General features: G+C 72.5%; 26 protein-coding genes, 1 pseudogene and 1 riboswitch. Of the genes and pseudogenes, 8 read left to right on the plus strand and 19 right to left on the minus strand.

All coding sequences use genetic code 11. The features are described 5' to 3' along the window. Nucleotides 1-65 precede the first annotated feature (65 nt). Nucleotides 66-419, plus strand: a complete 354-nt coding sequence (locus tag AB0H83_RS19420) for a hypothetical protein (protein WP_360095339.1) — start codon at nucleotides 66-68, stop codon at nucleotides 417-419. Between the two features lie 209 nt (nucleotides 420-628). Here AB0H83_RS19420 and AB0H83_RS19425 read toward each other — a convergent pair whose 3' ends face one another. From AB0H83_RS19425 to AB0H83_RS19435, 3 genes are read right to left on the minus strand one after another with little or no spacing between them, the layout of a single operon-like run. Then, nucleotides 629-1,468: a hypothetical protein gene (locus AB0H83_RS19425; RefSeq protein WP_360095342.1), complete on the minus strand. Its 840-nt coding sequence runs from the start codon at nucleotides 1,466-1,468 to the stop codon at nucleotides 629-631. A 15-nt stretch (nucleotides 1,469-1,483) separates the two neighbouring features. Next, a complete protein-coding gene (locus AB0H83_RS19430) occupies nucleotides 1,484-1,813 on the minus strand; it encodes a hypothetical protein (RefSeq protein ID WP_360095345.1) in 330 nt (109 codons plus the stop codon). Between the two features lie 51 nt (nucleotides 1,814-1,864). Next, complete coding sequence (locus tag AB0H83_RS19435; protein WP_360095348.1) at nucleotides 1,865-2,485, minus strand: hypothetical protein; 621 nt, start codon at nucleotides 2,483-2,485, stop codon at nucleotides 1,865-1,867. 122 nt (nucleotides 2,486-2,607) lie between these two features. On the opposite strand from AB0H83_RS19435, the gene AB0H83_RS19440 reads away from it, so the two are divergent. Then, nucleotides 2,608-3,012 (plus strand): hypothetical protein, encoded by a 405-nt coding sequence (locus AB0H83_RS19440; RefSeq protein ID WP_360095350.1) that lies wholly within the window; start codon nucleotides 2,608-2,610, stop codon nucleotides 3,010-3,012. Here the strand turns inward: AB0H83_RS19440 and AB0H83_RS19445 are convergent. From AB0H83_RS19445 to AB0H83_RS19475, 7 genes are all read right to left on the minus strand, one after another. Further along, nucleotides 2,991-3,749, minus strand: a complete 759-nt coding sequence (locus AB0H83_RS19445; RefSeq protein ID WP_360095353.1) for a pentapeptide repeat-containing protein — start codon at nucleotides 3,747-3,749, stop codon at nucleotides 2,991-2,993. The genes AB0H83_RS19440 and AB0H83_RS19445 overlap by 22 nt on opposite strands. A 100-nt stretch (nucleotides 3,750-3,849) precedes the next feature. Continuing rightward, nucleotides 3,850-7,326, minus strand: coding sequence for a discoidin domain-containing protein (locus tag AB0H83_RS19450; RefSeq protein WP_360095356.1), 3,477 nt, complete (start codon nucleotides 7,324-7,326; stop codon nucleotides 3,850-3,852). A 255-nt stretch (nucleotides 7,327-7,581) separates the two neighbouring features. Continuing rightward, complete coding sequence (locus AB0H83_RS19455; RefSeq protein ID WP_360095359.1) at nucleotides 7,582-8,346, minus strand: DUF899 domain-containing protein; 765 nt, start codon at nucleotides 8,344-8,346, stop codon at nucleotides 7,582-7,584. A 4-nt stretch (nucleotides 8,347-8,350) separates the two neighbouring features. Then, nucleotides 8,351-9,292, minus strand: a complete 942-nt coding sequence (locus AB0H83_RS19460; protein ID WP_360095362.1) for a sigma-70 family RNA polymerase sigma factor — start codon at nucleotides 9,290-9,292, stop codon at nucleotides 8,351-8,353. Between the two features lie 130 nt (nucleotides 9,293-9,422). Then, nucleotides 9,423-9,803, minus strand: coding sequence for a zinc-binding dehydrogenase (locus tag AB0H83_RS19465; protein ID WP_360095365.1), 381 nt, complete (start codon nucleotides 9,801-9,803; stop codon nucleotides 9,423-9,425). 45 nt (nucleotides 9,804-9,848) lie between these two features. After that, the gene (locus tag AB0H83_RS19470; protein WP_360095368.1) at nucleotides 9,849-10,373 is read right to left on the minus strand and encodes a GrpB family protein; all 525 of its coding nucleotides are present in this window, start codon (nucleotides 10,371-10,373) and stop codon (nucleotides 9,849-9,851) included. Then, nucleotides 10,370-12,439 carry a hypothetical protein gene (locus AB0H83_RS19475; RefSeq protein ID WP_360095371.1) on the minus strand — a complete coding sequence of 690 codons (2,070 nt, stop codon included), beginning with the start codon at nucleotides 12,437-12,439 and terminating at the stop codon, nucleotides 10,370-10,372. Before AB0H83_RS19475 ends, AB0H83_RS19470 begins: the two co-directional genes overlap by 4 nt. Before the next feature lie 34 nt (nucleotides 12,440-12,473). On the opposite strand from AB0H83_RS19475, the gene AB0H83_RS19480 reads away from it, so the two are divergent. Continuing rightward, complete coding sequence (locus AB0H83_RS19480; RefSeq protein WP_360095374.1) at nucleotides 12,474-13,517, plus strand: hypothetical protein; 1,044 nt, start codon at nucleotides 12,474-12,476, stop codon at nucleotides 13,515-13,517. A 24-nt stretch (nucleotides 13,518-13,541) separates the two neighbouring features. On the opposite strand, the gene AB0H83_RS19485 is transcribed toward AB0H83_RS19480, so the two are convergent. From AB0H83_RS19485 to AB0H83_RS19500, 4 genes are read right to left on the minus strand one after another with little or no spacing between them, the layout of a single operon-like run. Next, on the minus strand, nucleotides 13,542-14,126 hold the full coding sequence (locus AB0H83_RS19485; RefSeq protein WP_360095377.1) for a hypothetical protein: 585 nt from the start codon (nucleotides 14,124-14,126) through the stop codon (nucleotides 13,542-13,544). 47 nt (nucleotides 14,127-14,173) lie between these two features. After that, nucleotides 14,174-14,455 (minus strand): hypothetical protein, encoded by a 282-nt coding sequence (locus AB0H83_RS19490; RefSeq protein WP_360095380.1) that lies wholly within the window; start codon nucleotides 14,453-14,455, stop codon nucleotides 14,174-14,176. Between the two features lie 48 nt (nucleotides 14,456-14,503). After that, the gene (locus AB0H83_RS19495) at nucleotides 14,504-15,247 is read right to left on the minus strand and encodes an arylmalonate decarboxylase (protein WP_360095383.1); all 744 of its coding nucleotides are present in this window, start codon (nucleotides 15,245-15,247) and stop codon (nucleotides 14,504-14,506) included. Next, nucleotides 15,244-15,822 carry a TetR/AcrR family transcriptional regulator C-terminal ligand-binding domain-containing protein gene (locus tag AB0H83_RS19500; RefSeq protein ID WP_360095386.1) on the minus strand — a complete coding sequence of 193 codons (579 nt, stop codon included), beginning with the start codon at nucleotides 15,820-15,822 and terminating at the stop codon, nucleotides 15,244-15,246. Before AB0H83_RS19500 ends, AB0H83_RS19495 begins: the two co-directional genes overlap by 4 nt. Before the next feature lie 89 nt (nucleotides 15,823-15,911). Here AB0H83_RS19500 and AB0H83_RS19505 point away from each other — a divergent pair, with 89 nt between their 5' ends. The 3 genes and pseudogenes from AB0H83_RS19505 (at nucleotide 15,912) to AB0H83_RS19515 (ending at nucleotide 17,917) form a co-directional block, all read left to right on the plus strand. Beyond that, nucleotides 15,912-16,805 (plus strand): DUF4437 domain-containing protein, encoded by an 894-nt coding sequence (locus AB0H83_RS19505; protein WP_360095389.1) that lies wholly within the window; start codon nucleotides 15,912-15,914, stop codon nucleotides 16,803-16,805. A 72-nt stretch (nucleotides 16,806-16,877) separates the two neighbouring features. Continuing rightward, nucleotides 16,878-17,062, plus strand: a pseudogene (locus AB0H83_RS19510) (transposase family protein); the annotation flags it as partial. A gap of 57 nt (nucleotides 17,063-17,119) precedes the next feature. Continuing rightward, entirely contained in the window at nucleotides 17,120-17,917 is a 798-nt protein-coding gene (locus tag AB0H83_RS19515; RefSeq protein ID WP_360095392.1) for a hypothetical protein, read from the plus strand. Here AB0H83_RS19515 and AB0H83_RS19520 read toward each other — a convergent pair. Then, nucleotides 17,896-18,210 carry a hypothetical protein gene (locus AB0H83_RS19520; RefSeq protein WP_360095395.1) on the minus strand — a complete coding sequence of 105 codons (315 nt, stop codon included), beginning with the start codon at nucleotides 18,208-18,210 and terminating at the stop codon, nucleotides 17,896-17,898. The genes AB0H83_RS19515 and AB0H83_RS19520 overlap by 22 nt on opposite strands. Nucleotides 18,211-18,427: 217 nt before the next feature. Between AB0H83_RS19520 and AB0H83_RS19525 the strand changes: the two genes are divergently transcribed. After that, on the plus strand, nucleotides 18,428-18,595 hold the full coding sequence (locus tag AB0H83_RS19525) for a hypothetical protein (RefSeq protein WP_360095398.1): 168 nt from the start codon (nucleotides 18,428-18,430) through the stop codon (nucleotides 18,593-18,595). Between the two features lie 30 nt (nucleotides 18,596-18,625). Here the strand turns inward: AB0H83_RS19525 and AB0H83_RS19530 are convergent, their stop codons facing one another. Further along, complete coding sequence (locus tag AB0H83_RS19530) at nucleotides 18,626-19,504, minus strand: LLM class flavin-dependent oxidoreductase (protein ID WP_360095401.1); 879 nt, start codon at nucleotides 19,502-19,504, stop codon at nucleotides 18,626-18,628. A 100-nt stretch (nucleotides 19,505-19,604) separates the two neighbouring features. Further along, on the minus strand, nucleotides 19,605-20,303 hold the full coding sequence (locus tag AB0H83_RS19535; protein WP_360095404.1) for an SHOCT domain-containing protein: 699 nt from the start codon (nucleotides 20,301-20,303) through the stop codon (nucleotides 19,605-19,607). 188 nt (nucleotides 20,304-20,491) lie between these two features. Between AB0H83_RS19535 and AB0H83_RS19540 the strand changes: the two genes are divergently transcribed. Beyond that, entirely contained in the window at nucleotides 20,492-20,908 is a 417-nt protein-coding gene (locus tag AB0H83_RS19540) for an SRPBCC family protein (RefSeq protein ID WP_360095407.1), read from the plus strand. Here the strand turns inward: AB0H83_RS19540 and ahcY are convergent. Further along, nucleotides 20,902-22,362, minus strand: coding sequence for an adenosylhomocysteinase (ahcY, locus tag AB0H83_RS19545; protein WP_360095410.1), 1,461 nt, complete (start codon nucleotides 22,360-22,362; stop codon nucleotides 20,902-20,904). The two genes, AB0H83_RS19540 and ahcY, sit on opposite strands and share 7 nt — an antisense overlap. A gap of 20 nt (nucleotides 22,363-22,382) precedes the next feature. Next, nucleotides 22,383-22,467, minus strand: a riboswitch (S-adenosyl-L-homocysteine riboswitch). A 14-nt stretch (nucleotides 22,468-22,481) separates the two neighbouring features. Next, the gene (locus AB0H83_RS19550; protein ID WP_360095413.1) at nucleotides 22,482-23,207 is read right to left on the minus strand and encodes a hypothetical protein; all 726 of its coding nucleotides are present in this window, start codon (nucleotides 23,205-23,207) and stop codon (nucleotides 22,482-22,484) included. Nucleotides 23,208-23,244: the final 37 nt, after the last annotated feature.

A 23,244-nucleotide genomic window follows, 5' to 3' on the forward strand; every position in this document is an offset into this window, starting at 1 on the left:
GGGCGGCCGTCCGGCCGAGCGTAGAATAGTCGTCAGCCAATGCGAGGGGGCCGATCGTGCGAGTGATGGCATTGATTGCAGTCCTGGTGACCGCGGCCATCGGCATCCTCACGAATGTGGTCACCGACAGCTTCACCTGGACGGCGGCGGTCGTGCTGGCCCTGCTGATCGTCGCCGCGGGAGTCCTGGCCTGGCTGCAGACCGGCACCGCGACCCGACGGTCCGTCCGGCAGCGCGCGACCCGTGCCGGCGTCATCCGGCGGTCGCCGATCCGCCTGCGCGGGGCCGGCGAGGTCTCCGACCGGGCGGACCGCCACGGCCGGATCGAACGGTCGAAGGTCGACAACGCGGGCGGACGCGTCGAACGGCGGGCCTCCGGCGGCGGAGTCATCGACCGCAGTGACATCGAGATCGACTAACGTGATCTCATCTCGGTTGGCTGGTACTGACCCGGCCCGACGGCTTGGTCTGGGGCGGTATGTCTGGGTTCAGGCTGTGGCGGTGGCAGAGCCCGGGCAAGGGTCGAGCGATGCCGCACCTTGCCACGGGATCAGGACGAAGTACAGCCTCGACCAGGACGTCGCCCGCCCGGTCCCTCGTCTGCCGTGCACCGGGCGGGGGAGCGGAGTCACTTGCCGGCGGCGTCCTCGGCGTCGCTCGCGTGCCCGGCCGCGTCCTGGGCGTCCCGGCCGGTCTTGAGCAGCGAGCCGCCCGGCAGCGGCACGTTGCCGCCGAGGACGGTCGCGTTGACCGCGGCGTACGCGCCGGCGCGGGTGGAGAACGCACCGAGCTTCGCCATGCCCTTCGAGGCCTTGTTGAGCTTGTCGAGCATCTCCAGCAGGGTCTTCATCGCCTTGAGCAGGTTGGCGACGCCGCGCAGGATCTCGGCGATCTGCTTGAAGATCCGCGCGACCTGCATGAGGACCCGGGCGACCTGCATCGTGACGTTGAGGATGCGGGTCAGCGCCACGATGCCGGCGACGATCTGCTCCGCGACCCACGCCAGCATGCTCGCCCCGAGCGTCAGCGCCGCGAGGGCGAGCTTGACGATGAGCGTGCCGATGGCGAACGCGACGAGCGTCACGATGATGTCGATGATGAGGTTGGCGCCCTCGACGCACGCCTCGGCAGCCGCCTTGAGCACCTCGTCGGTCTTGCCGGTCGCCTCGCCGAGGGTCTTGAGCTTCTCCTCGATCTCCGCGGCCTTGTCGGTGAACGCCCGATACCCGTCGCCCTCCCAGGCGCCGGCGAGCCGCTGCCGGTCGGTGCGCTGCCGCTCGGCGATCGCCACGATCTCCCGGCCGACCTCCACGTATCGCTGGCCGGCCCGCACCAGGTCCTGCGGGTCACCGGCGACGGCCTTGAGCATGTCGTTGGCCGGGTCGAACACGGGCCGCAGCACCTCCTGCACCGGCCCGGGCGCGGAACTGAACCACTGCTCCAGCTTGTTGGCGTACTCCGCGCTCATCGGATCCCCTCCATGTCAGTTGCCGAGCGCCCGGTTGATGGCGGCGAGGTCCTCGCCGATCTTCGCCTCGCCGTCCAGGTACGCGATGACCACGGCCCGGATGCCCGCGGCGACGGCCGCCATCGCGGTCGCCGCGGACGTGACCGCCTCCTCGCACGTCTCGACGTGCTCGTCGTAGGAGTCGTAGATCGAGCTGCCGAGGAACGGGATGTGCCCGAACGCGTCCCGGTTGACCCGGATGTCGGTCATCTTCTGCCGCAGCGCCTCATAGGCGGCCCGGCGGTCGTCGGACGTGCCGGCGAACGACTCCAGCACCGGCGGATCGACCTTGAACCCTGGCGCCATTGATGCCTCCCCATGTCGACGGCGGCCGTTCCCCCCGGCCGCCCCGGCAGCCTACCGACCCGGCGCGGGCTTCGCGGCCCCGCCCAGCGCGCCGGCGAGCACGTCCGCGCCGCCGGTGCCGAACACGCCGGTCATCAGCGCCAGCTCCGACAGGTCGACGAAGTCGACCACGACCCGGCCGCGCTGCAGGAACTTCCCCTCCCGCCGGGCCTGCAGCACCGCGCCGATCGGCAGCTGCGTCAGCGGTGTGAACGCGACGGGGTCCAGGTCCATCGAGGCCAGCACGATCCGCCGGTCCGTCACGACGCAGTGCACCATGCTCGCGTCGCGGATGCCCTCGGCGAGCCGCGCCGCGCACGAGCCCACGTGCCCGGCCGCGGCGACCCCGCCGATCGCCTGGTCGACGTCGAACCGGATCACCGAGTCCGCGCCGATGAGCACGCCCACGACCCGCTCCCACGCCTGCTCCGGCCGCGGCTCCGCGCGCAGCGCCGCCAGCGCCGAGTCGCGCAGCCCGCCCGGCAGGAACCCGATCAGCCGCTCCATCTCCTCCGGCGAGCGCTCCAGCCGGTCACTGCCGAACGCCCGCTGGCAGTGCACCGCGGCCCGCAGCGTCTCGCCGCCACCCACCAGCGCCTGAAGTTCCGTGCGGTACAGCTGCAGAGCATCCACGCCGCAATCTTGCCACCCGGTACCGTCGCCGGGCGCACCTGACCGAGCTCACCGTCACCACGGCCCGTGCGCCGGTGCGGCACGCGCTGCAGGGGGCGGGCCGGCGCGATATGGTCGGCTGCGTGGGCGTGCTGATGGACTATTTCGCTGCCACCGACGCGGAGCTGGCGGCGATGGACCTCGATGCCGGTCCGGCCGGCAACAACTGGCCGCATGTCGACTGCAAGGGCTGGATCCTCGAGGTCGAGGAGTTCGCCGCGGAGATCGGTGGGCGGGACCCGAGCGAGTTCGGCGAGGACCAGCCGCTCGGTGAGTCGGCCGATCCCGAGTTCGAGGGGCCCTGGACGGTACGGGTGAACGCGCAGCTCGCCGAGACCCTGGCGGGGCTGGAGCCGGCGCAGATCCGCGGGTACGCCGACCGGTTCCTGCTGGAGGAGTGGGAGGTGGAGCGCCTTATCGCCCTCGCCGGGCTGGCCCGGTCGGCGGCGGCGCAGGGACGGTCGCTCTACTCCTGGTCGTCGCTGTAACCGCCGGAGCCGTCGAAGCTGGGGTTCGTGACGAGCAGCGCCCACAGCCGGTCGCGGGTCGCCGGCGGCAGCCGGTGCCACAGCTCGCGGCGGCGCACCAGCACGAAGCCGTGCGGGTCGCGCTGCACGCCGGTGCGCAGGAAGTCGACCGCCTGCAGCGCCTTCGCCGGCTCTGCCCACGCACCCGGCGGGGCGGCGGTGATCGCGGCGGTCGCGGCGGCGGTGCGCTCGTCGATACGGTCGATGAGCGCGTACTCGTCGCGGTCCTCGGGCCAGCGCTGCGCGCGCAGGTCGATGTCGCGGAAGTCGACGTCGACCAGGTCGGCCTTGCTGAAGTCGTTGCCGTGCCACGCGTTGCCGGGCCGGTCCGCCCCCGCAGACCAGTGACCGGGCACGCCGTAGAAGACGGTGTGCCAGATCCGGCCGCAGAACACGTTGTCGACGAACTCGCTGCCGTCGATGCGCAGGTGACGCAGCCGGGCGTTGTCGAAGACGCAGCGCTCGAAGCGGGCGTTGCCGAGGTACGTGTTGCCGAGCGGGAACCGGGTGCGCCGGAACACGCAGTCCACGAACCGGGTCTGACCCTGGTGCCCCACACTGAACTTGCCGAAGGACGTCTCGGAGAAGTCGCACCGCACAAACGTCCCGCCGTAGGCGCCGAACGTGTCGAACGATTGACCTGAGAAGTCGACGTCAGCCAATTCCTCATGACGATGTTCCACGCGTAACAGGTCCACGGTTGGACGGTATCAGCCGCCGGGACTTGCGGCCGGATTGCGAACGCGCCCAGCGCCGTCGTGGAGCGGCGGCGCCGGGCGGCAGGGGTGGGGCGGTGGGTCAGCCGGCGGGTTCGACCCAGATGGTGCGGTAGTGCACGTTCGCGCCGGGGTCGCCGTGGTCCTGCAGGCGGATCCTGCCGGCCGACGGGCCCTCGGCGGCGCCGTTGCCGGTGGGGCCGTCGACGGCGACGTTGTTGTGGACGGTGACGCCGTTCCACACGACGGTGACCCGGGCGTTCTCGGTCTTGGCGCCGGAGGTGTTGTACCGGGCCGCGCGGAACGTCACCTCGTACGTCTGCCACGTCTGCGGGGCGGTCGCGGCGTTGCTCGTCGGCGCGACCTTGTTGTAGATCGAGCCGCACTCGTCGATGCCGATGGTCGGGTCGCCGTACGAGTCGAGCACCTGCAGCTCGTAGCGGTCCTGCAGGTAGATGCCGCTGTTGGCCCTGGCCTGGCCGGTCACGTCGGACGGCAGGTTGGGCAGCCAGAACTCGATGTGCAGCTTGAAGTCGCCGAAGCTCTCCTTGCTGCGGATGTCGCCGCCGAGGACCTCGACGCCGCCGTTGCCCAGCGGCCAGGTGACCGGGGCGCCGCCGGATCCCTCGAAGGTGTTCATGTTGGTGCCGTCGAACAGCACGACCCGCCCGGGGTTGGCGCCGCCGGACGCGTACGCCTCCAGCTCGTAGACGCGCGCGGCGCCGTTGCCGTCGCCGGTCGGGGTGGTGACGTTGAGCCGCACGTACCGGGCGGACACCGCGGTGAAGTCGTGCGTGGTGCTGCTGAGCGCGTTGCCGGTGACGGTCGCGACGGTCGTCCAGGTGGTCCCGTTGGTGCTGACCTGGAGGTTGAAGTCGCGGGTGTTCCAGGCGCTGTTCTCGCCGCCGGCGCCGGCGTGCTTGAGCACGACCCGGCTGACGGTCTGCGCCGCGCCGAGGTCGACCTGCAGCCACTTCGTGGCGCCGGTGGAGCACCACTTGTCGGCGTTGCCGCCGGAGACCCCGCCGTTGACGGCCTTCTCCGGGCCCTCGGACGCGGCGCACGAGCTGTCGGCGGTGGCGGCCTTGTCCAGGGCCAGGTTCCCGGTCGGTGGCGCGGTGCCGCCGTACACCTCGAACTCGTAGATGCGCGCGGCGGTGTTGCCGTCGCTGGCGGGTGTGGTCACGTTGAGCCGGACGTGTCTGGCCTGGGTCGCGGCGATGGTGTGGGTGGTGGTGCTGGCCGTGTTGGCGGTGGCGGTCGCGACGGTCGTCCAGGTGGTGCCGTCGGTGCTGACCTGGAGGTTGAAGTCGCGGGTGTTCCAGGCGGTGTTCTCCCCGCCGGTGCCGGCGTGCTGCACGACGAACCGGTTGACGCTCTGCGTGCTGCCGAGGTCGACCTGCAGCCACTTGGTGGCACCCTGCGAGCACCACTTGTCGAGGTTGCCGTTGGTGGTGGTGCCGTTGACGGCGCGGGCCGCCTTCTCCGACGTGGCGCAGTTGCTGTCGGAGGTGGCGGGCCTGCCCAGGGCCAGGTTGGCCGGCGGGGTCTGGCCGGGGACGGCGTTGAGCGTGTACCAGACCTCGGTGCTCCACAGCGACTGGCCGTTGGTGGCGGCGAACGGTCGTGGCGAGCGGATGTGCACGACCCGGCCGGCCTTGAGCCCGTTGATGACCAGGGTGACCTTCTTGGCGTCGGCGGACAGCGTCGCGGAGGACACCGTCAGGGTCTCCTCGTCGATCTTCGGTCCGCCGTAGGCGGCGGTCGGCACGTACCGCCACTGCTTCACCCGGTACCTGGTGGCCAGGGCCGAGGCGGTGGCGGCCGACAGCGGCTGGGTGTACTCGATCTCGAAGCCGTTCGGGGTGGCCCGGGTGGCGAGCATGTCGAACGTGTTGGCGCCGTTGGGGGTCAGCTTCTGCAGGCCGTAGCTGAGCTTGCCGGTCTGGCCCCAGTTGCCGCCGGCGCCGAGCCCGCCGACGTAGACGGCGCCGTCGGGGCCGAGCGCGACCTCGGAGATGCCGGCCTCGAGGCCCTGGGTGAGCCGGTACAGGGCGCCCTGGTACTCGCCGTTGACCTTCTCCACGAACGCGCGCTGCAGCCCGCCGTAGGTGACGTCGCCGATGAGGAACTGCCCGGCGTAGGCGCCGGTCGGCATGTACAGCGGGGTGCTGGGGGAGTTGCCGATCTCGTTCTGTGGCAGCCACAGCACGGGCTGGGTGACGGGCGCGTCGTCGTACAGGCCCTGCGGGTTGAGGTAGTGGTTGAAGAAGCGGCCCTGCTTGATGTGCAGCAGCTTGGACGACGGCTGGTAGCCGCCCTGGTTGTCGGTGACGAAGATGCCGTTCTCCGGGCCCCAGCCGATGCCGTGCGGGGTGCGCAGGCCGCCGGCGACGTAGGTGAACGTCCCGTTCGCCGGGTTGATCTTGATGGTGGTGCCGCGGTTGACGATGCCCTGCGGGTTGGTGGTGGCGCCGCCGTAGTCGATCGACACCGACAGGTTCAGGTAGAAGAAGCCGTCCTGGTACAGCAGGCCGAACGCGAACGAGTGGAAGTTGCCGTCGAACGGCAGCGTCGCCACGGTCTGGTACTGGTCGGCGACCTCGTCGCCGGTGGTGTCGACCAGGCGGGTCAGTCGCTGTTTCTCGCTGACGTACACGACCCCGTCGACGATCTTGAGACCCATCGGCTCCTTGAGGTTGCTGCCGATGCGCTTCGTGGTGACGTTGCCCGGCGACGTCGCGCCGCCGGTGTTGCCGAGGATCCAGACCTCGCCGGCCTGCGACGTGCCGGACTGGTCGTTGCCGCCCCAGGTGCAGATGACCAGGCGCCCGTCGGGCAGCCAGTCCATGCCGGTGACCTTCGGCTGGAACGACGCGTTGGGCCGCAGGTTGGTCAGCGTGAAGTTCGGGTGCACCGAGGTCAGCGGCAGGCCGTCGCCGGGGGAGTCGCCGGCCGTCTCGCACTCCTTGCGGCCGGGGGCGGTGACCCGCACGACGCCGGCATCGGTGCTGAGCACCAAGTTGGGCACGGTCACGAACGACGCTGAGCCCGGGGTCTGCCACTGCAGGGTGAGCTGCTGGCCGCCGCCGGCCTCGAAGAAGTCGATGCGCAGCGCATGGTACCCGGTGCTCAGCTGGACGGCGCCGTCCTTGGAGGTCGCGCCGTGCAGACCGTCGTGGTTGATGACAACGTTGTCATCGACAAGCAGCCGCGACCCGTCGTCACTGATGAGCCGGAACGTGTAGTTGCCGGCCGTGGCGATGTTGATGTTGCCGATGACCTGGGACAGGAAGTTGTCCTCGAGGCCGAACTGCGCCGAGGTCGTCCAGTCGATCGTGGGCATGAGCTTGTCGACGTTCGGCGTCTGTGCCGGCTTGAGGGTGCAGAGGCTGCTCAGCGGCACCTGCAGGTCGAAGGTGCGCAGGGTGACGCCGGGCTCCTGCGGCGGCGGCGCGGCGGCCGCGCTCGTCGCGGGCAGCACCAGGGCGGTGGCCACGAGGGTGGAGGCGAGCGCACCCATGATCGGGATGCGCGTGCGCCGGGGCGGGACGGACACGGTTCCTCCTGGGAGAGCGGGACGCTCCGCCCGGAGGCACGGCAGCCGCGCAGCACGGCGTGCGCGCACCAGGCGGGGCATCGCTGGCGATGTCCTGCGGTTGCCCGGCACGCCGATGCCTGGCGCGGCCAATCTACGAGGCTTTCATTTCCATGTCTAGATGTTTTGTTCGCGATCCGCGAACTTTCCGCTGTCGCCGACCAAAGATTTAAAGTGGCCGCCCGCCCCCGTCGGCCGGACGGCCACCGGGGTGCCTCAGGCGAAGTCGGGGACCGCGCCGCGGGACGCGCCGGAGCGGCCCTTCGGCTCCTCCCAGTCCTCCTGCCGCCCGAGCGCGGTCATGTCGAGGATCCCGTACGCCCCGCCGACCTGCTCCGTGCCGCGGGCGAACGTCGAGTACGTGTGGAACACCTCGTCGCCGTCGCGGTCGTCGCGCAGGAAGCAGCTCATCCCCGGCTGCTCCATCGGCTGGTCCTTCGGGTCGAGGATCCACTCCAGGCCGGCCGCCCGCAGCTCGTCCGGGCCCCGGTAGTTGAACTGCACCGGCGCCACCGACGCGTCGAGCGTCACGTGGAAGTCGTAGTTGAAGTCGGACCCGAACGAGCTGTACAGCGGGATCGTCCAGCCCCGCTCCGCCCGGTACCGCTCCAGCTTCGCCAGCGGCGCCCGGGCGATCACGGCGTACACCGTGCCGCGGGCCCGCAGGTGCCGCAGCAGCCCTTCGGACAGCTCGTCGACCGCGGCCGTGCAGCTGCCGCACCCGTCCTGCCAGTCCGGGTGGAACATGAAGTGCTGCACGACGAGCTGGCGCTCACCGTCGAACAGGTCCAGCAGCGTCACCGGACCGTCCGGCCCCTCGAAGCGGTACTCCTTGTCCACCCGCACCATCGGCAGCTCGCGGCGCCGCCGGTTCAGCGCGTCCTTCGCCCGGACCGCTTCCTTCTCACTGATCAGCAGCGCCCGGCGCGCCGCCAGCCACTCCTCGCGGGACACCACATCTGGTCGGTTGCTCTCACCCATGCCGTTACGACGAACGGGCGCCCGCGAAATATACGGTCGGCAGCCGGAAAACCGGGAACAGTTCGGGGTCCAGGAAACAGTGCAGCCCCGCGATCCGTCCGCCCTCGACCTCGAGCACCTGCAGCGACCAGGGCAGATGCCGGTCGCCGTGGTTGCGGTACTGCCCGAACGCCGCCACCCCGTTGGCGTGCGTCGGCAGCAGCACCGACCCCGCGCACCCGGCACCCGGGCCGCGGAGGAACCGCCCGATCTCCGCCGCGCCCCGCAGCCACTGGGTGAACGGCGGCATCGACTGCACCGCGTCCTCGTGCAGCAACCCGACCAGCGCGTCGACGTCGTAGCGTTCGAAGGCGTCCACGTACCGTGACAGCAGCTGCCGATCGTCCTCGGTGAGCTTCTGCGCGCGGGTCGAGGCCGGCCGCGCGGCGAGGGTGGCCCGGGCGCGCAGAAGCATCGCGTTGACCGCGCCGGCGGTGACCCCGAGCAGCGCGGCCGTGTCGGCGGCCGACCACGACAGGACGTCGCACAGGATCAGCACCGCCCGCTGCCGCACCGGCAGGTGCTGCAACGCCGCCACGAACGCCAGCCGCACCGTGTCGCGCGCCGCCACCACGTCACCGGGGTCCGTCGGCAGCGGCGTCAGCCACGGCTGGTCCGCGGATCCGCTCGCCCCAACCACCGCGGCCGCCGGCGACGCCGGCCCCAGATCCATCGGCACCGCCCGCCGCCGCCGCTCCCGCAGCAGGTCGACACACACGTTGGTGGCGATCCGGTACACCCACGCCCGCGCGCTGGACCGGCCCTCGAACGACCCGGCCCGCTTCCACGCCCGCACCATGGTCTCCTGCACGGCGTCGTCGGCCTCGAACGCCGAGCCCAGCATCCGGTAGCAGTACCCGACCAGCTCGGCGCGCATCGCCTCCAGATCATCGACGCCCACACCCATGCCCCGATGCTATCCACTTTGTGTGGCCGCGGTCAGCTAGTATCCTAGGAAGCATGAGGAGTGGTGCCGTCGGTCACCGGCGCAGCGAAGCCCGGACGGGGTGCGTCGGCGGGTGGCCGGGGATGCGTGTTCAGTCGCCCGGCACGGTGATGACGACGTTGCCGACCTTGTGGCCGCTGTCGACGTACCGGTGGGCCTCGACGATCTCCGACAGCGGGTACGTGCGGTCGATCACGACCCGCAGGCGCTGCCCGGCGAGCAGGTCGCGGAGGGCGGCGACCTCGCCGGCGAACTCGAGCCCGAGCACCCGGACGCCCTTGCGGGGCCGCCGCGGGCCGAGGATCAGCCGCCCCCAGCGGGGTTCGCCGCGGCGCATCCCGCACTCGGCGGACGTGACCGTCGTGGCGTGCACGCGCACCAGGACCTGGTCGCGACGCGGTACCGGCACCGGCAGCTCGGCCTGCACGAGGACCTCGGGCGGGCCGTAGGCGTGGAACATCACCGCTTGCATGCCGGTCATCATGCGGCAGGGAAGCTGTCACGACGCTGAGCCCGTTCAGTCCTCCCAGACGTCGACGAGCGGCAGCCCCTGCCGGGTGCGGGCCGCGTCGACCATCCGCTGGATGAGGCCGGTCTTGGCGCGGGTGTACGCCTCACCGTCGTGCCTCGCGGCGGCGAGGTCGCGTTTCAGCGCGCCGTACGCGTCGCGGTCCTCGGGGTGCCGCAGCAGATGGTCGCGCAGGAGGCGCTCGTTGCGGATGTCCCACGTGTCGGCGGTGACGACGTGCAGGTGGTAGGCCGGGTCGCCGTCGCGGCGGTAGAACAGCCGCTCCCGCATGCCGGTCTCGAGGCGCCGGTACCCGAGCCGCCGCAGCACCTCCTCGGCGGCGACGACGGCGTCGAGCGCGGCGGTGGCCGCCATCAGGTCGATGACGGGTTTGGCGGCGAGTCCGGGGATCGCGGTGCTGCCGACGTGCTCGACGCTCGGGAACAGCCCGGGCAGCGCGGTGGTGAGCTCCTCGACGGCGGCCTGTGCCTGGCCGGGCCAGCGGGGGTCGTGGCCACGGATCTCGATCGTCACGGCTGGACTCCTTCAGGGGTGGCGAGGGCGCGGCGGCAGTCGGCGAGGAGGCGCTCGTCGGCGGTGACCTGCATGCTGGACCAGCCGGTGCCGTCCGTGCCGTGGCGCCGGGGCTCGGCCAGCTCCGCGCGCAGCACCGGCGCCAGCGCGGCGGCGAGCGGGTGCGCCCCGGCGGACGGCCCGCCACCGGCGCACGGCGCGACGGTGCCGGGCGTGGCGGCGGCCGCGATGTCGAGCCGGGTGCGCGGGTTGGCGTGCCACGCCGCGGTCAGCACCGGCGCGGCCCGCTCGGCGTCGCCGCTGACGTGCCACAGGGCGAGGGCCGCGGCCGTCGGCCGCCACCAGCCGGCGTCCCGCGCGTCCAGGAACGTCGCTACGTACGGTGCGGCGGGCGCCGCGGCGGCGCCCATCGCGGCGATCGCCCGCAGCGCCGCCGTGCCGGCCGGGCCGTCGATCCTGGGGGTCAGCCACGGCAGGACGTCGGCGCGCTCGATGCGCCACAGCGCCTCGGCGGCGGCCACGGCGAGCCTCGGGTCGTCGCCGGTCGCGGCCACGCGCAGCGCCGGGACCGCGGCGGCCGCGGCGGCGCCGATGCGCCCGAGCGTCGTCGCGGACGCGTCGTCGAGCCGGGTGAGCAGCCACGGTACCGCCGCGGCCGCCGCCGCACCGGACGCCTGCAGCGCGGCGTGCAGCCCGTACCACTCCGGCGGTCGGGTGCCGGCGCGGTGCACGGGCAGGACCGGCAGCAGCGCCGCGACGATCCGTTCGGCGTGCTGCGGGTAGCGGGCCAGCAGGTGGCCGGTGTCGCGGGACCGTGCCGGCAGGGCCAGCGCGGTGAGCAGGTACGGCAGGGCCCGCTCGTCGCCGAGCCGGGCGAGGAGTTCCAGGGTCGGGTGCAGGCCGGGCGCGTCGGCGCGGGACGGCACCGCCCACGCCGGGAGGCCGTCGCGCCACGGCCGGGTGTCGAGGTCGGCGAGCACGGCGGCGGCGGGGCCGGCGACGGCCGCGGTCAGCGGCGCCCAGTGCCGCAGCGTGTCCGCGGCGTGCCTGGCGACCTTCGGCTCGGGGTGCGTGAGGTGCGCGCCGAACAGCCGGACCAGCGGCGTGTGCTCGCCCCGCCAGCGTTCGACGAGCTTCGCCGCACCGAACAGCGCGTCGTCGACGACGTCGAGGTGCGGCGAGCGCAGCAGCCGCGCCAGGAGGTCGGCGCGTTCGGCGACGCGGGGGCCGAGCACGTCGGTGAGCCGGTCGATGAGGCGGGCGGCGTGGGGGGCGCGGCGGCCCTCGTTCGCCCGCTCGGACAGCACGCGGACGGCGCCGATGAGCGTGTCGGTGGTGTACCCGGCGGGCGGGGCGTCCTCGGCGTAGGCGCGTTCGAGGGTGTCGGCGGCGCCGTCGAGCGGGACCAGGGCCGGGTCGACGCCGCCGACCGCGATGAGCGCGGCGGCGGCGGTGGACGCCTCCGGTGCCGTGGCCGCCACGGTGAGCAGCTGCCCGACGATGCTCCGGTCGCCGGTGCGGGCGGCGATGCGGCTGAGCCCGTCCAACAGCGCCCGCCGCACGCCGGCGTCGGCCTCCACGGCGAACCGTGCGGCGAGCGTCGCGGCGACGCGCGGGTCGCCGGCGCAGATCGTGAGCAGCGGTTGCAGCGCGGCCCGTAGCGCGGGGTCGGGGTCGGCGGCGAGGCCGAGCAGGTCGGGGCCGGCCGCGGTGATCAGCTGCCGGGCGTGCCCGATCCGCTCGACCATGGCGGCGAAGTCCTCGTCGTCGTCGGCGTCGAGGGGCCAGTCGTCGGCGGCGCCGATGCTCGCCAGCAGCTCCGCGATCCCGTCGCGGCCGGGAGTGCCGGGCGCGGTCAGCGCCTGCAGCAGGAACGGCACGGCGGCGAGGGTGCAGTCGTAGACGTCGCCCTGGTGGTGGACGCCGCCGTACATGGCGTCGAGGGCGACCTCGCGCACCGCGGGGTCCGGGTCGACGAGTCCCCGCAGCAGGTCCGGTACCTCGCGGGCGGGCCCGTACGCGTGCTGCATGCCGGCCCAGTCGACGGCGTCGAGTCCTTCGTACACGGGCGAAGCGTAGATCACGGCTTATGCTCGGCCGGTGCGACCGGAGGACGTCCTGGCGGGGACCGACTGGAGCGCGGGGCCGCACGCGTACGAGGACGAACCCGGCGTGCCGTCGACGCCGGAGGTGCTCGCCGCGCTGCTCGACGGCGACGCCGACCGGCGCGGCGAGGCGCTGTCCGACCTGTATCTCCTGGTGCACCACCAGGGTGGCGTGCATGCCGCGACGGCGCAGGCGGTGCGGTTCGCGGTCGCCGCGCTGGACGACCCGCGCAGCCTGGCGCCGGTCGTGCCGCGGCGACGGTACGCCGCCGGCATGGTGCCGGTGCGGGCGGCGCTGCTGGACTGGTTGGCGTCGGTGATGGGGGCCGCCGCCGAGCCTGAGGACCGCCGGCCCGGGTACCCCGCCGACGTCGCCGCCTGCCGGGCGCTGCGGCCCCTGGTGTACGACGCCGCGGCCCGGTTCCGCGCGGATCCCGACCCGGCGGTCGCCGCCGGGGCGCTGCGCGCGGTGCTCGCCTGCCTGCTCGACGCCCCGGAACTCGCCGGCCATCGGCCCGCCGCGGCCGGGTGGCTGCGCGGCGCGTTCGCCACCCTGGACCGGCAGGCCAGGGCCGTCGCGGTCCTCGCCCTGCAGGAGTGGGGCCACGACACGTCGCAGTTCGCCGGCTCGGATCCGGATTCGCTGGTACGGGCCGCCGCCGCGATCTCGTCGGGCCACCCCGGGGCAGCCGAGGCATTGCGGGCGGCGTTGGTCGCGCCGGAGGTCCGCCAGCGGTGCTTGCAGCTGTTCCCGCACTACGGCCCGATCATGCTGTTCCACGTCCTGCCGGCCGCCGTGGACCGGATCCCGATCGACGACCTGGCACCGACGCTCGACGTCTTCCTCGGCACCGCGCCGCCGGAGGTGTACGTGGCTGACTGGGGTACGCGGCTTCACGCCCGGTGGTTGTCCGCCGGGCAACGCGACCGGCGGGCACTGCTGGACGTGATCGGGCGGCGCTGCTTCGGCCCGGACGCGCCGCGGCACTGGTCGGACTTCGACGCCCGGACCGCCCTCGCGGACCTCGTCACGTCCTGACGTGCGGCGCGCGGTCCACTGTGGTCAGTCGGCCGCGGCGACGAACCGCAGGGCCGCGCCTGGGTGGCCGGGGGAGAACGTGAGCCCGGTCGTGTCGGTGTGCCCGGCGAGCCGGTCGAGGGCGACGCCGGGGTCCCTCACCTGCGGCAGCTGCACCAGGATCCCGGCGAACGTGAGCCACGCGTCGGCGCGCACCGGGTCGACGCCGAGCCGGTCGATGTCGCCGGCGACCGTGGCGACGGCCCGCAGCCGGTGACCGTCCTGCTCCGCCAGGCGCAGGTCGATCCGGTCGAAGCGGTGGTGGACGTAGTGGTACACGCTGGCCTCCGCCGGCTCGGCGAAGCTGTCGCAGGTCACGTGGTGCCCGGCGAGGTGCCGCCAGCCGGTGGCGGGGACGGGGAGCCACTCGACGGTGAGCGCCAGCGCGGCCTCGTCGTCGTCGCGGACCACGTCCCGGAACGGGAACGTGAAGCTCCACGTGAGCTGCGGCGGCAGCCCGACGACCGGGTTGGCGAACAGCAGCCCGTGCCACGTCCCGCCGTCGGCCGGGACGAAGTCGTCGGCACTGAGCTGGTCCTCGTCGGGGCCGTGGGCGTCGCCGTCGTCCATGCCGGACAGTGTCGCAGAGCCCGCGGCACTTCCGGGCCGGTGCCGTCCTACTCGGTGCGCAGCGTCAGTCCGGGCAGGTGCAGCCCGGGCGGGACGCCGTCGAGCTCGACGGCGGCGTTCATCCCGTGCGGGGCGACGCCGTCCGGGCGGCGGCCGCAGAGGCGCAGCACCCGCGCGACGGTGACCTCGTGCGTGACGTCCTGCCCGGCGGCGCCGTTGGTGGTCAGCCGGAGCCGGTCGCCGCGGCGCAGGTCGCCGTCCGGGCGGCCGGTGACGGCGACACCGCCACCGGGCGCGGTGAAGCTGTCCTCGATCAGCATCCGGGCCACGGCGCCAGCGTAGCCGCGGGCGGGACGCTTTCTGGGAAGGCGCGATGGTCAGTGGTCGCGCAGCAGCCGGCCGGCGCCCGGCAGCCGGTCGGTGATGCCGTGCGAGCGCAGGGCGTGCCACAGGGTGGCGGTGTTGATGGCGACGACCGGCTTGCCCAGCTCGTCCTCGAGGCGCTCGGCGAGCGCGACGAACGACAGGTTGGTGCCGACCTGCACGACCGCGTCGACGTCCGGGGCGTCGAGGCCGGCGACGACGGCGCGCAGCCGGTCGTCGGGGACGCGGGCGATGTCCATGGCGGTGGGGCAGCGCAGGCCCGTGATCGCGGCGACGTCGAAGCCGGCCTCGGTGAAGAAGCGGCCGACTTCGCGGTCGGCGATCGGCTGGTACGGCGAGAAGACCGCGATCCGCCGGCACCCGAGCTCGCGCAGCGCGGCCCGGCAGGAGGCGGCGCCGGTGGTCACGGGCAGGCCGGTGCGGTCGTGCAGGCGCCGTTCAAAGGCGGCGTTGCCGTCGACGCCGCCCCAGAAGGTCTCCGCGGACATGCCCATGACGAGGCGGTCGGGTTCGGCGGTGAGCACGTCGCGCACGGCGGTGTCGATGGCGGCGCGGATCTGCCGCAGCAGCGCCTCGAACCCGGCGTCGTCGCTCATGACGGGGTCGGGGATGTACATGGAGCCGGCCCGGTAGGCGACGCCGGGCACGCGGGCGGACCAGTAGTCGTGCTCGACGACGGTGTTGGTGCTGGGCACGACGACACCGAAGACGGCGCGGGGCCCGACGGCGTTGGTCATGCGGGATCAGCCTCCAGGTCCGGGTGCAGGCGGCGGGCGACGGTGTCGGCGATGCGGTGCGCCCTGGTGCGGGCGGCGGGGCGGTCCAGCAGCAGCGCGTCGAGCAGCAGCGGCGAGACGATCGCGGCGACGGCGTCCTCGCGGTCGGTGGCGGTGACGCCCGCGGTGCGCAGCACGGTGTGGAACGGGTCGAGCAGGTCGCCGACGTAGCGGTGCCGCAGTTGCGCCGCGGACGGGTCTGCGGCGGCGGCGACGATGAGCGCCTGCAGGAACGCGCCGACGGGCCGGTCGCGGAGCCGGTCGCACAACTGGTCGACGGCCTGGTGCAGGTCGCGGGCGAGGTCGCCGGAGGGTGGGGCGGGTGGGGTGGGTGCGACGTCGATGAGGGCGGCGAGCACCGTCGCGGGCGTCGGCCAGTGCCGGTAGACCGTCGAGCGGGACACGCCGGTGACCTGGTGCAGGCGTTGCGCGGTGAGTGCCGCGGCGCCCTCGGACAGCAGCAGGTCGAGGGCCGCGGTGAGCACGACGGTCTCGGTGTCGGTGGTGGGGCCGGCGGGGCGGCCTGGTCGCGTCACGAGCGTTGACGGTACACCTTGTACTCGAAACTAGTAAGCGATACATTCCGCACCGGAAATCATCCGAAGCTCGAGCCCGGAGGCAACGCATGCGCCCGCACGTGGAGATCGTCGATGAGCGTGACCTCATCTGGCACGTCGCCGAGTTCCAGCACGCCACCGGCGACGCCGAGCAGCGCAACCTCAGCTACGACGAGGAGGACGGCTCCGCCTCGCTGAAGGTCCGCTTCACCGGCGACTGGTCCCGCCCCGGCGGGGTGCACCACGCCGACACCGAGTGGTTCGTGCTGTCCGGGCAGGTCGTCATCGGCGGCACCACGCTCGGCCCGCAGGGCTACTGGACCGCGCCCAAGGGCGTGTGGACGCCGCCGCTCACCGTCACCGCCGGCACGGAGATCCTGCTGTTCCGCGAGTATGGCGACTGGCACTTCGACCTCACCGACGCCGACCGCGAGACGGTGCGCCCCGACCAGCGGCTCGTGGTCCTCGACAGCGCGGCCATGCCGTGGATCGACGTCAAGGACGGCAGCCCGATGCGCTTCGACCTGGGCGGCACGCCGGTGCCGGGGCTGTACATCAAGCTGCTGCACCGCGACGAGAAGACCGGGTTCTACACCCGCCTGATCAAGGCCAAGCCGGGCTGGCGGGAGGTCCCCCTCGCGCACCACCCGTGCTCGGAGGAGGCGTACTGCCTCGACGGCGGGTTCGACTACAACTTCGGGCAGATGTGGCCCGGCACCTACTTCTGGCGCCCGCCGCTGATCCGCCACGGCGACTTCACCGCCGACGCGCAGACCGGCTGCACCTGGATCGTGCGTTCGGACTCGGACCTGGTCGACTGGTACACCGACAACGCCCGCGTGCAGATGCTCGGCGACGCCACGAACTGGGGCCCCGGCCATCCGCACAGCGCCGCGCCGCGCTTCATCGAGCCGGTCCGCTCCCGCAGCGCCGGCCGCTGGGCCGACCCCACCCACCAGTGAGTCATTTCCAAGCTGACCTTGCAGCTCAGGGTGGGTGCGACAGGCCCGGCCACAGATGAGGGCGAGGCTCCAGCGCGCCGGCAGAAGGCAGTGAACAAGGCGCACGCGAAGATCCGGGCATGCGGCGAACGCGCGATCGCCACCCTCAAACTTGGAAGATCCTGGCGAAGCTGCGCCGCTGCCCACGCCGAGCCACCACGATCGTGCAAGCCATCCTCGCCCTACACCGTGTCGAGACCAGCCGCTACACAGGATGAAAGTGGCTCAAGGCTGCCGTACCCTGACCGGCGACCACCACCTAGGGGAGCATCATCTTGCGCGTATTGCATCGCATCGCGGTTCCGTTCGTCGCTGCGGCGGCCCTGCTGGCCGGCTGTGGGGATTCGTCTCCGTCGGCCAACGCGACCGGGACACCGGCGACCACGGCAGCAGCGGCACCAGCCGCGTCGGCCTCGGCTAAGCCGGCGGCTGGGTCCGCCGAGTTCGAGGCGGCGATCGCCGAGTTCGCCACGAAGCCGTATGCGTTTCTGACCAAGGCCAAGAGCGGCCCGCAGGTCAAGGGGTCGGTCGACCCCACGGCCGGCAACATGGCTCAGGTCGCAGACATCCCGGCCGCCAGGCTCAAGGCCAGCGTCACGGTCGTCGGCAAGGACTACTACGTCAAGCTCGACGGCGTCCAGATCCCGGGCGCGGCAAACAAGTGGATCCACTTCGAACCGGGAAAGCTGCAGTCACTCAACAAGCTGCTCATCAACACCGCGCAGGACCCGACCGGCCTGACGCTCATCGCGAAGGCCATCGTGACCGCCAAGAAGGACGGCACGAAGATCACCGGCACATTCGATGCGACGAAGGTCGGCGACGGCGTCGGTGGCATCGGCGCCGACTCGGTCGCCGCGCTCGCCGAAAAGGCCAAAGCCATACCGTTCACCGCCACCCTCGACGCCGAGGGCAAGCTGACCGCAGTGTCCTTCACGGTGCCGGAGCACGGTGAAGAAAAGGCCGACACCATGACGACGACCTACTCGGCGGTCGGCACCGCTGTAAAAATCGTCAAGCCGACCCCGGTCGTCGAGGCCAACGAGCAGATCTACGCCGGACTCAACGGCTGACACGCCGCAGCGATAGTAGCCGTCGGATCGCGATACGCGGCGGCTACCTTCGCCATCCATTGACAGACCCACGTCGTCGTTCCGGGCGAGCGGATTCCGGTACATCGGTGCCCGGTATCGTTCGATGACCAGCTCGGCCAGCTTTCGACGTCTTTGGTTGTCCGACCCCGCTCGTCGCCGCAGACGACGAACACCGCCACGACGTCAGACAGCGACACGGTGAAGTCGCCGCGGGTGACCAACACCGCGACGAGAACCAGAACGGTGGCGGCGGGCCCGACGCCGAGGAGCACAGCGAGGCTCCCGGTCGGGGCATCGGATCTTGGTCGACTGCTGTCTTACCTGGAGCCTCGCCCTCATCTGTGGCCGGGTCCGTCGCACCCCGACGCCTGGACCGACGCCGTGCTGCGCGCCGCCCGGGCGCTCGGCGTGCCGCCCGCGCGGCTGCACCGGGAGCGCTTCGCCTGGTGACCGTACCGGCGAAAAACCGGCGGGCTGAGCACCACGCTCGTGGTGCTCAGCGTCGGGCTGTCGCTCGGGCTGCTGCACCCGCACCTGTACACGATCCTCGTCGTCACCGCGGTGCTGACCACCGTGGCTACCGGGCCGCTGCTGGCCCTGCTCGACACCCGCGGCGCGGCGGCCGCGGACCTGCGGCTGCGGCAGGACGCACGGTGAGGTGATGGTGCCGCCGCAGGTGAGCGGGGGTCAGCGCAGCAGGCGCCCGGCGATGGCGTCGGCGATTGCCGGGTCCTCGGTCCACACCGGGTCGCCCGGGCGCGGGTCGTGGAACACGACGTCGGTGAAGCCGAGCGCCTCGTACCGCCCGACGAAGTCCTCGAACGCCGCGACGCTGGCCAGGGGCCGCTCCGCGGTGTTGCCGACCAGGTAGATCCGCTCGATCGTCGCCGGGTCCCGGCCGAGCTCGGCGCAGCGCTCGTCGAGGACCGCCGCCTGCCTGCGTACCGCCGCCTCGATCGCGGCCGGCGACTGGTCGGCGGCGTCCGGCTCGCCGAACGTGATCCACGCGTCGGCGAACCGCGCGGTGAGCGCGAGCGTCTTCGGCCCGGCCGCCGCGACCGCCAGTGGCAGGCGGGGCCGCTGCACGCAGCCGGGGAGCATCCGCGCGTCGTCGACCACGTAGTGCTCGCCGCGGTGCGAGTACGCCGGCTCCCGCAGCAGCCCGTCGAGCACCTCGATGAACTCGCCGAGCCGCGCGGCTCGCTGCCGCGGCGTGCGCACCTGCTCGCCGAGCACGGTCGCGTCGAAGCCGGTGCCGCCGGCGCCGACACCGAGGGTGACCCGGCCGCCGCTGACGTGGTCGAGCGTCATCGCCTCCTTGGCCAGCGACGCCGGGTGCCGGAACGTCGGCGACGTCACCATCGTGCCGAGCCGCACCCGGCTGGTGACCCCGGCGAGGCCGGTCAGCCAGGGGATCGCCGCGTGCCACGGCTGCTCGCGGTACCGCCGCCACGACAGGTGGTCGTAGGTCCACAGGTGCGCGTAGCCGAGCGCCTCGAGGTGCTGCGCCCGGGCCACGGTCTGCGGCCACGGGTCGGTCGGGAGCAGCAGCACGCCGATACGCATCCCGGAATCCTAGGCGCCGAGGCGGCCGGCGTGTCCGCCGGCTCACTGCGCCACCGCCGTCCCGCCGGGCCTGCGGCCGTCCCGCCGGGTGTCGCGGCCGTCAGCGGTGCTCGCCGTGCAGGGTGGCGTGCTTCTTCGCCTCGAACTCCTCGGCCGTCAGTACCCCGGACGCCTTGAGCTCGGCGAGCCGCTGGACGACGGCGAGCCGGTCGGCGGCGGTGGCCGGGTCGTGCTTGAGCCGGTCGAACTCCTCGCGGGTGAGCGCGCCCATGCTGCGCAGCCGGTGCAGGCGCTTCAGGTGCGGGTCACCGGCGGCTGCCTTCGGCGTGCGTGCGCGGGGCGGCCCGCCGGGACGGTTGCGCGGGTCGCGGGGGTCGCCGCGGCGGGCGCGGATCAGCTGCACGGTCCCGGCGACGCCGAACGCGAGGCCCAGCGGGATGAACAGGGCGATCACCGCGTACAGGCCGGCCTTCGCGTTCGGGTCCATCGGCGTGTTCAGCACCTTGACCAGCAGCGCGATCCCGCCACCGGCGAACCCCGCGGTCCACACGACCTGACCGGTGCCGGGCCGCACCAGGCCGCCCTCGCTCAGCAGCAGGCCCGCCATCCAGATGACCAGGCCGACCGGCAGCAGCAGCGACCACAGCGTGGTGCCCTCCGGGCACGGCCGGGCGATGACGGACGGGCCGCCCGACGCGCACGTGCCGACGTCCAGCAGCCGGTTCAGCCCGGCGCCGAGCACGACAATGCCGGTGAACCCCAGCAGCAGGCTCGCCGCCGCGCGCATGGTCAGTCGCATCCGAGCTCTCCCGCGTCCGTTTCCGCACAGCGTGGCATCGACGTCGGCGCGGGCCTGTCCGGAAACCGACGCACCCCGGCGGGTCGGCGCCCGGCACATCGGGGCCCGGCGGATGGCCCGGTGCCGGCCGGCTCGGCTGCGTCGCCCGTGTTGCGCGTACGGTTGGAACTGCGAAGGGGGTGGTCCCCATGATTGTCACGCAGGACTCGATGCGGGTGGCGGTGCCGCCGATGGCCGCCTACGAGCACCTGGTGCGGTTCAGCGAGTACGCCCGGTTCATGTCCGGGGTCCTCGGCGTCACGCCGGTGCACGACACCGCGGCGCACCTCGCGTTCGACATCGGCGGGCGGCGGGTCGAGGTCGACGCCGTGCTCAACGACGTCGAGCCGGGCCGGTTCGTGCGCTGGGACAGCGACGCGCTCGTCGAGTCGTTCTGGCTCGAACCACTCGGCGAGCACGACACCAACGTGGTCGCGGTCGTGCAACTGGACGACAGCATGGTGCAGCTGCTGGAGCGGCGGCCGGACGTGGCGTTGCACGCCCGGCTGCACATGGACCTCAAGGGGTTCAAGCGGTTCTGCGAGGAAAGCGCTGAACCTCAGTAGCGGTAGTGCTCCGGCTTGTACGGGCCGGCCACGTCCACGCCGATGTACTCCGCCTGCTCCTTGCTCAGCTCGGTGAGCCGCACGCCGAGCGCCTCGAGGTGCAGCTTGGCCACCTTCTCGTCGAGGTGCTTCGGCAGGCGGTACACCTGACGCTCGTAGGAGTCCGGCTTCGTGAACAGCTCGATCTGCGCGATCGTCTGGTTGGTGAAGCTGTTGGACATCACGAAGCTCGGGTGCCCGGTCGCGTTGCCGAGGTTGAGCAGCCGGCCCTCGGACAGCACGATGATCGCGTGGCCGTCGGGGAACGTCCACTCGTGGACCTGCGGCTTGATCTCGTTCTTCACGATGCCGGGGACCCGTGCCAGCCCCGCCATGTCGATCTCGTTGTCGAAGTGGCCGACGTTGCCGACGATCGCGTTGTGCTTCATCCGGGCCAGGTCGCCGGCCATGATGATGTCCTTGTTGCCGGTGGTCGTGATGAACAGGTCGGCGGTCTCCACGACGTCGCCGAGCCGCACCACGGGCAGGCCGTGCATCGCGGCCTGCAGCGCGCAGATCGGGTCGATCTCGGTGACGACGACCCGGGCGCCCATGCCACGCAGCGCCTCCGCCGCGCCCTTGCCCACGTCGCCGTAGCCGCAGACGACGGCGAGCTTCCCGGCGAGCATCACGTCCGTGGCACGGTTGATGCCGTCCAGCAGCGAGTGGCGGATGCCGTACGTGTTGTCGAACTTCGACTTGGTGACCGAGTCGTTGACGTTGATCGCGGGGAACAGCAGCTCACCGGCCTCGGCGAGCTTGTAGAGCCGCTTGACGCCGTTGGTGGTCTCCTCGGTGACCCCGCGGATGCCGGCGGCGAGCTTCGTGAAGCGCCGGTTGTCCTTGGCGAGGCTGTCGGCGAGGGTACCGAGGACCAGCGCGAACTCCTCCGAGTCGGCGGACGTGGGCTGCGGGACCCGCCCCGCGGCCTCGAACTCGACACCCTTGTGCACCAGCAGCGTGGCGTCACCGCCGTCGTCGACGATCATGTTCGGGCCCAGGCCGTCGCCGAAGTCGAACAGCTGGTCGGTGCACCACCAGTACTCGGCGAGGGTCTCGCCCTTCCACGCGAACACCGAGGTGCCCTTGGGCTCGTCGACGGTGCCGTCCGCGCCGACGACGACGGCGGCGGCGGCCTCGTCCTGGGTGGAGAAGATGTTGCAGGAGACCCAGCGGACCTGCGCGCCGAGCGCGACGAGGGTCTCGATGAGCACCGCGGTCTGCACCGTCATGTGCAGCGATCCGGCGATCCGCGCCCCGCGCAGCGGCTGCGCGTCGGCGAACTCCCGCCGCGTCGCCATCAGGCCCGGCATCTCGTGCTCGGCGAGGCGGATCTGGGTGCGGCCGGCGGCCGCGAGGGACAGGTCGGCAACGGCGAATTCGATCCCGTTGCGCGTCTGCAGATACTTGTGCATAGCCTGAGGTCACCTCCCGGTGACAGGAGGCGCCCTTGGGTCAAGGGTAGTCACCGACCGAGCGTGGCGAGCCCTGCCGGGCTCGTCGCAGCGCCTCTCGGCCGTGACCGCGGCCTGTTTCAGCCGCGATTGCCTTCGACGGTACCGGCTGGGTCTTTCGCTTCGCAACCCAGTGTGCGGTAGGCATCACGGAGCAGGTCGCCGACCTCGAACCGGCCGACGGTGAGCTCCAGCGCGTCGAGCTGGTCGAGCATCGCGTCGCTGCGCACGACGGTGCCGGGCAGCGGCGCCACGGGCTCCGGCAGCCGCGGGCCGGCGGTCCAGAACCCGGCGGTCGGGCCCGCCGTGTGCTCCGGTTCCCCTTTGGCGGCGAGGTGGGTCAGCGCTGAGACCCGGTGCGCGCGCAGCTGTTCGAGCAGCTCGTCGCGGCCCTTGCCACGCCAGGCGAGGATGCCGAACGGGTCGTTGTCGAACGACTCGGCCAGCACGTAGCAGGCGGCGGTCAGGTGCCGGCACGGCTTCTGCCAGCCCGGGCAGTCGCAGTCCATCACCAGGTCCGCGAGGCTCTGCGGAAACAGCGACAGCCCGAACCCGCCGAGGATCCGGTCCAGGTCGTCGGGCAACTGCCCGGCCAGCAGCTTCGCCGCGTGGATCGCCTCCTGCGCGAGCGCCCGCTCGATGCGCGCCCAGTCCGCGGCGGAGAACGCCCGGGTCGCGATCCGCGACCGGTACGTGGCACCGTCCTCGTCCAGCACCAGCGCCGTCACCACGCTGCTGGAGATGGTCAGCGAGCGCACGTGCCCGGCGCGGGCGTAGCGGCGGCCGACGGAAAATGTCGTACCCATCCGCAAGGATTCCAGCATGGCGATGAACTGGTGGGAC

This window comes from Dactylosporangium sp. NPDC050688 (assembly GCF_040654515.1).
GTDB lineage: Bacteria > Actinomycetota > Actinomycetes > Mycobacteriales > Micromonosporaceae > Dactylosporangium.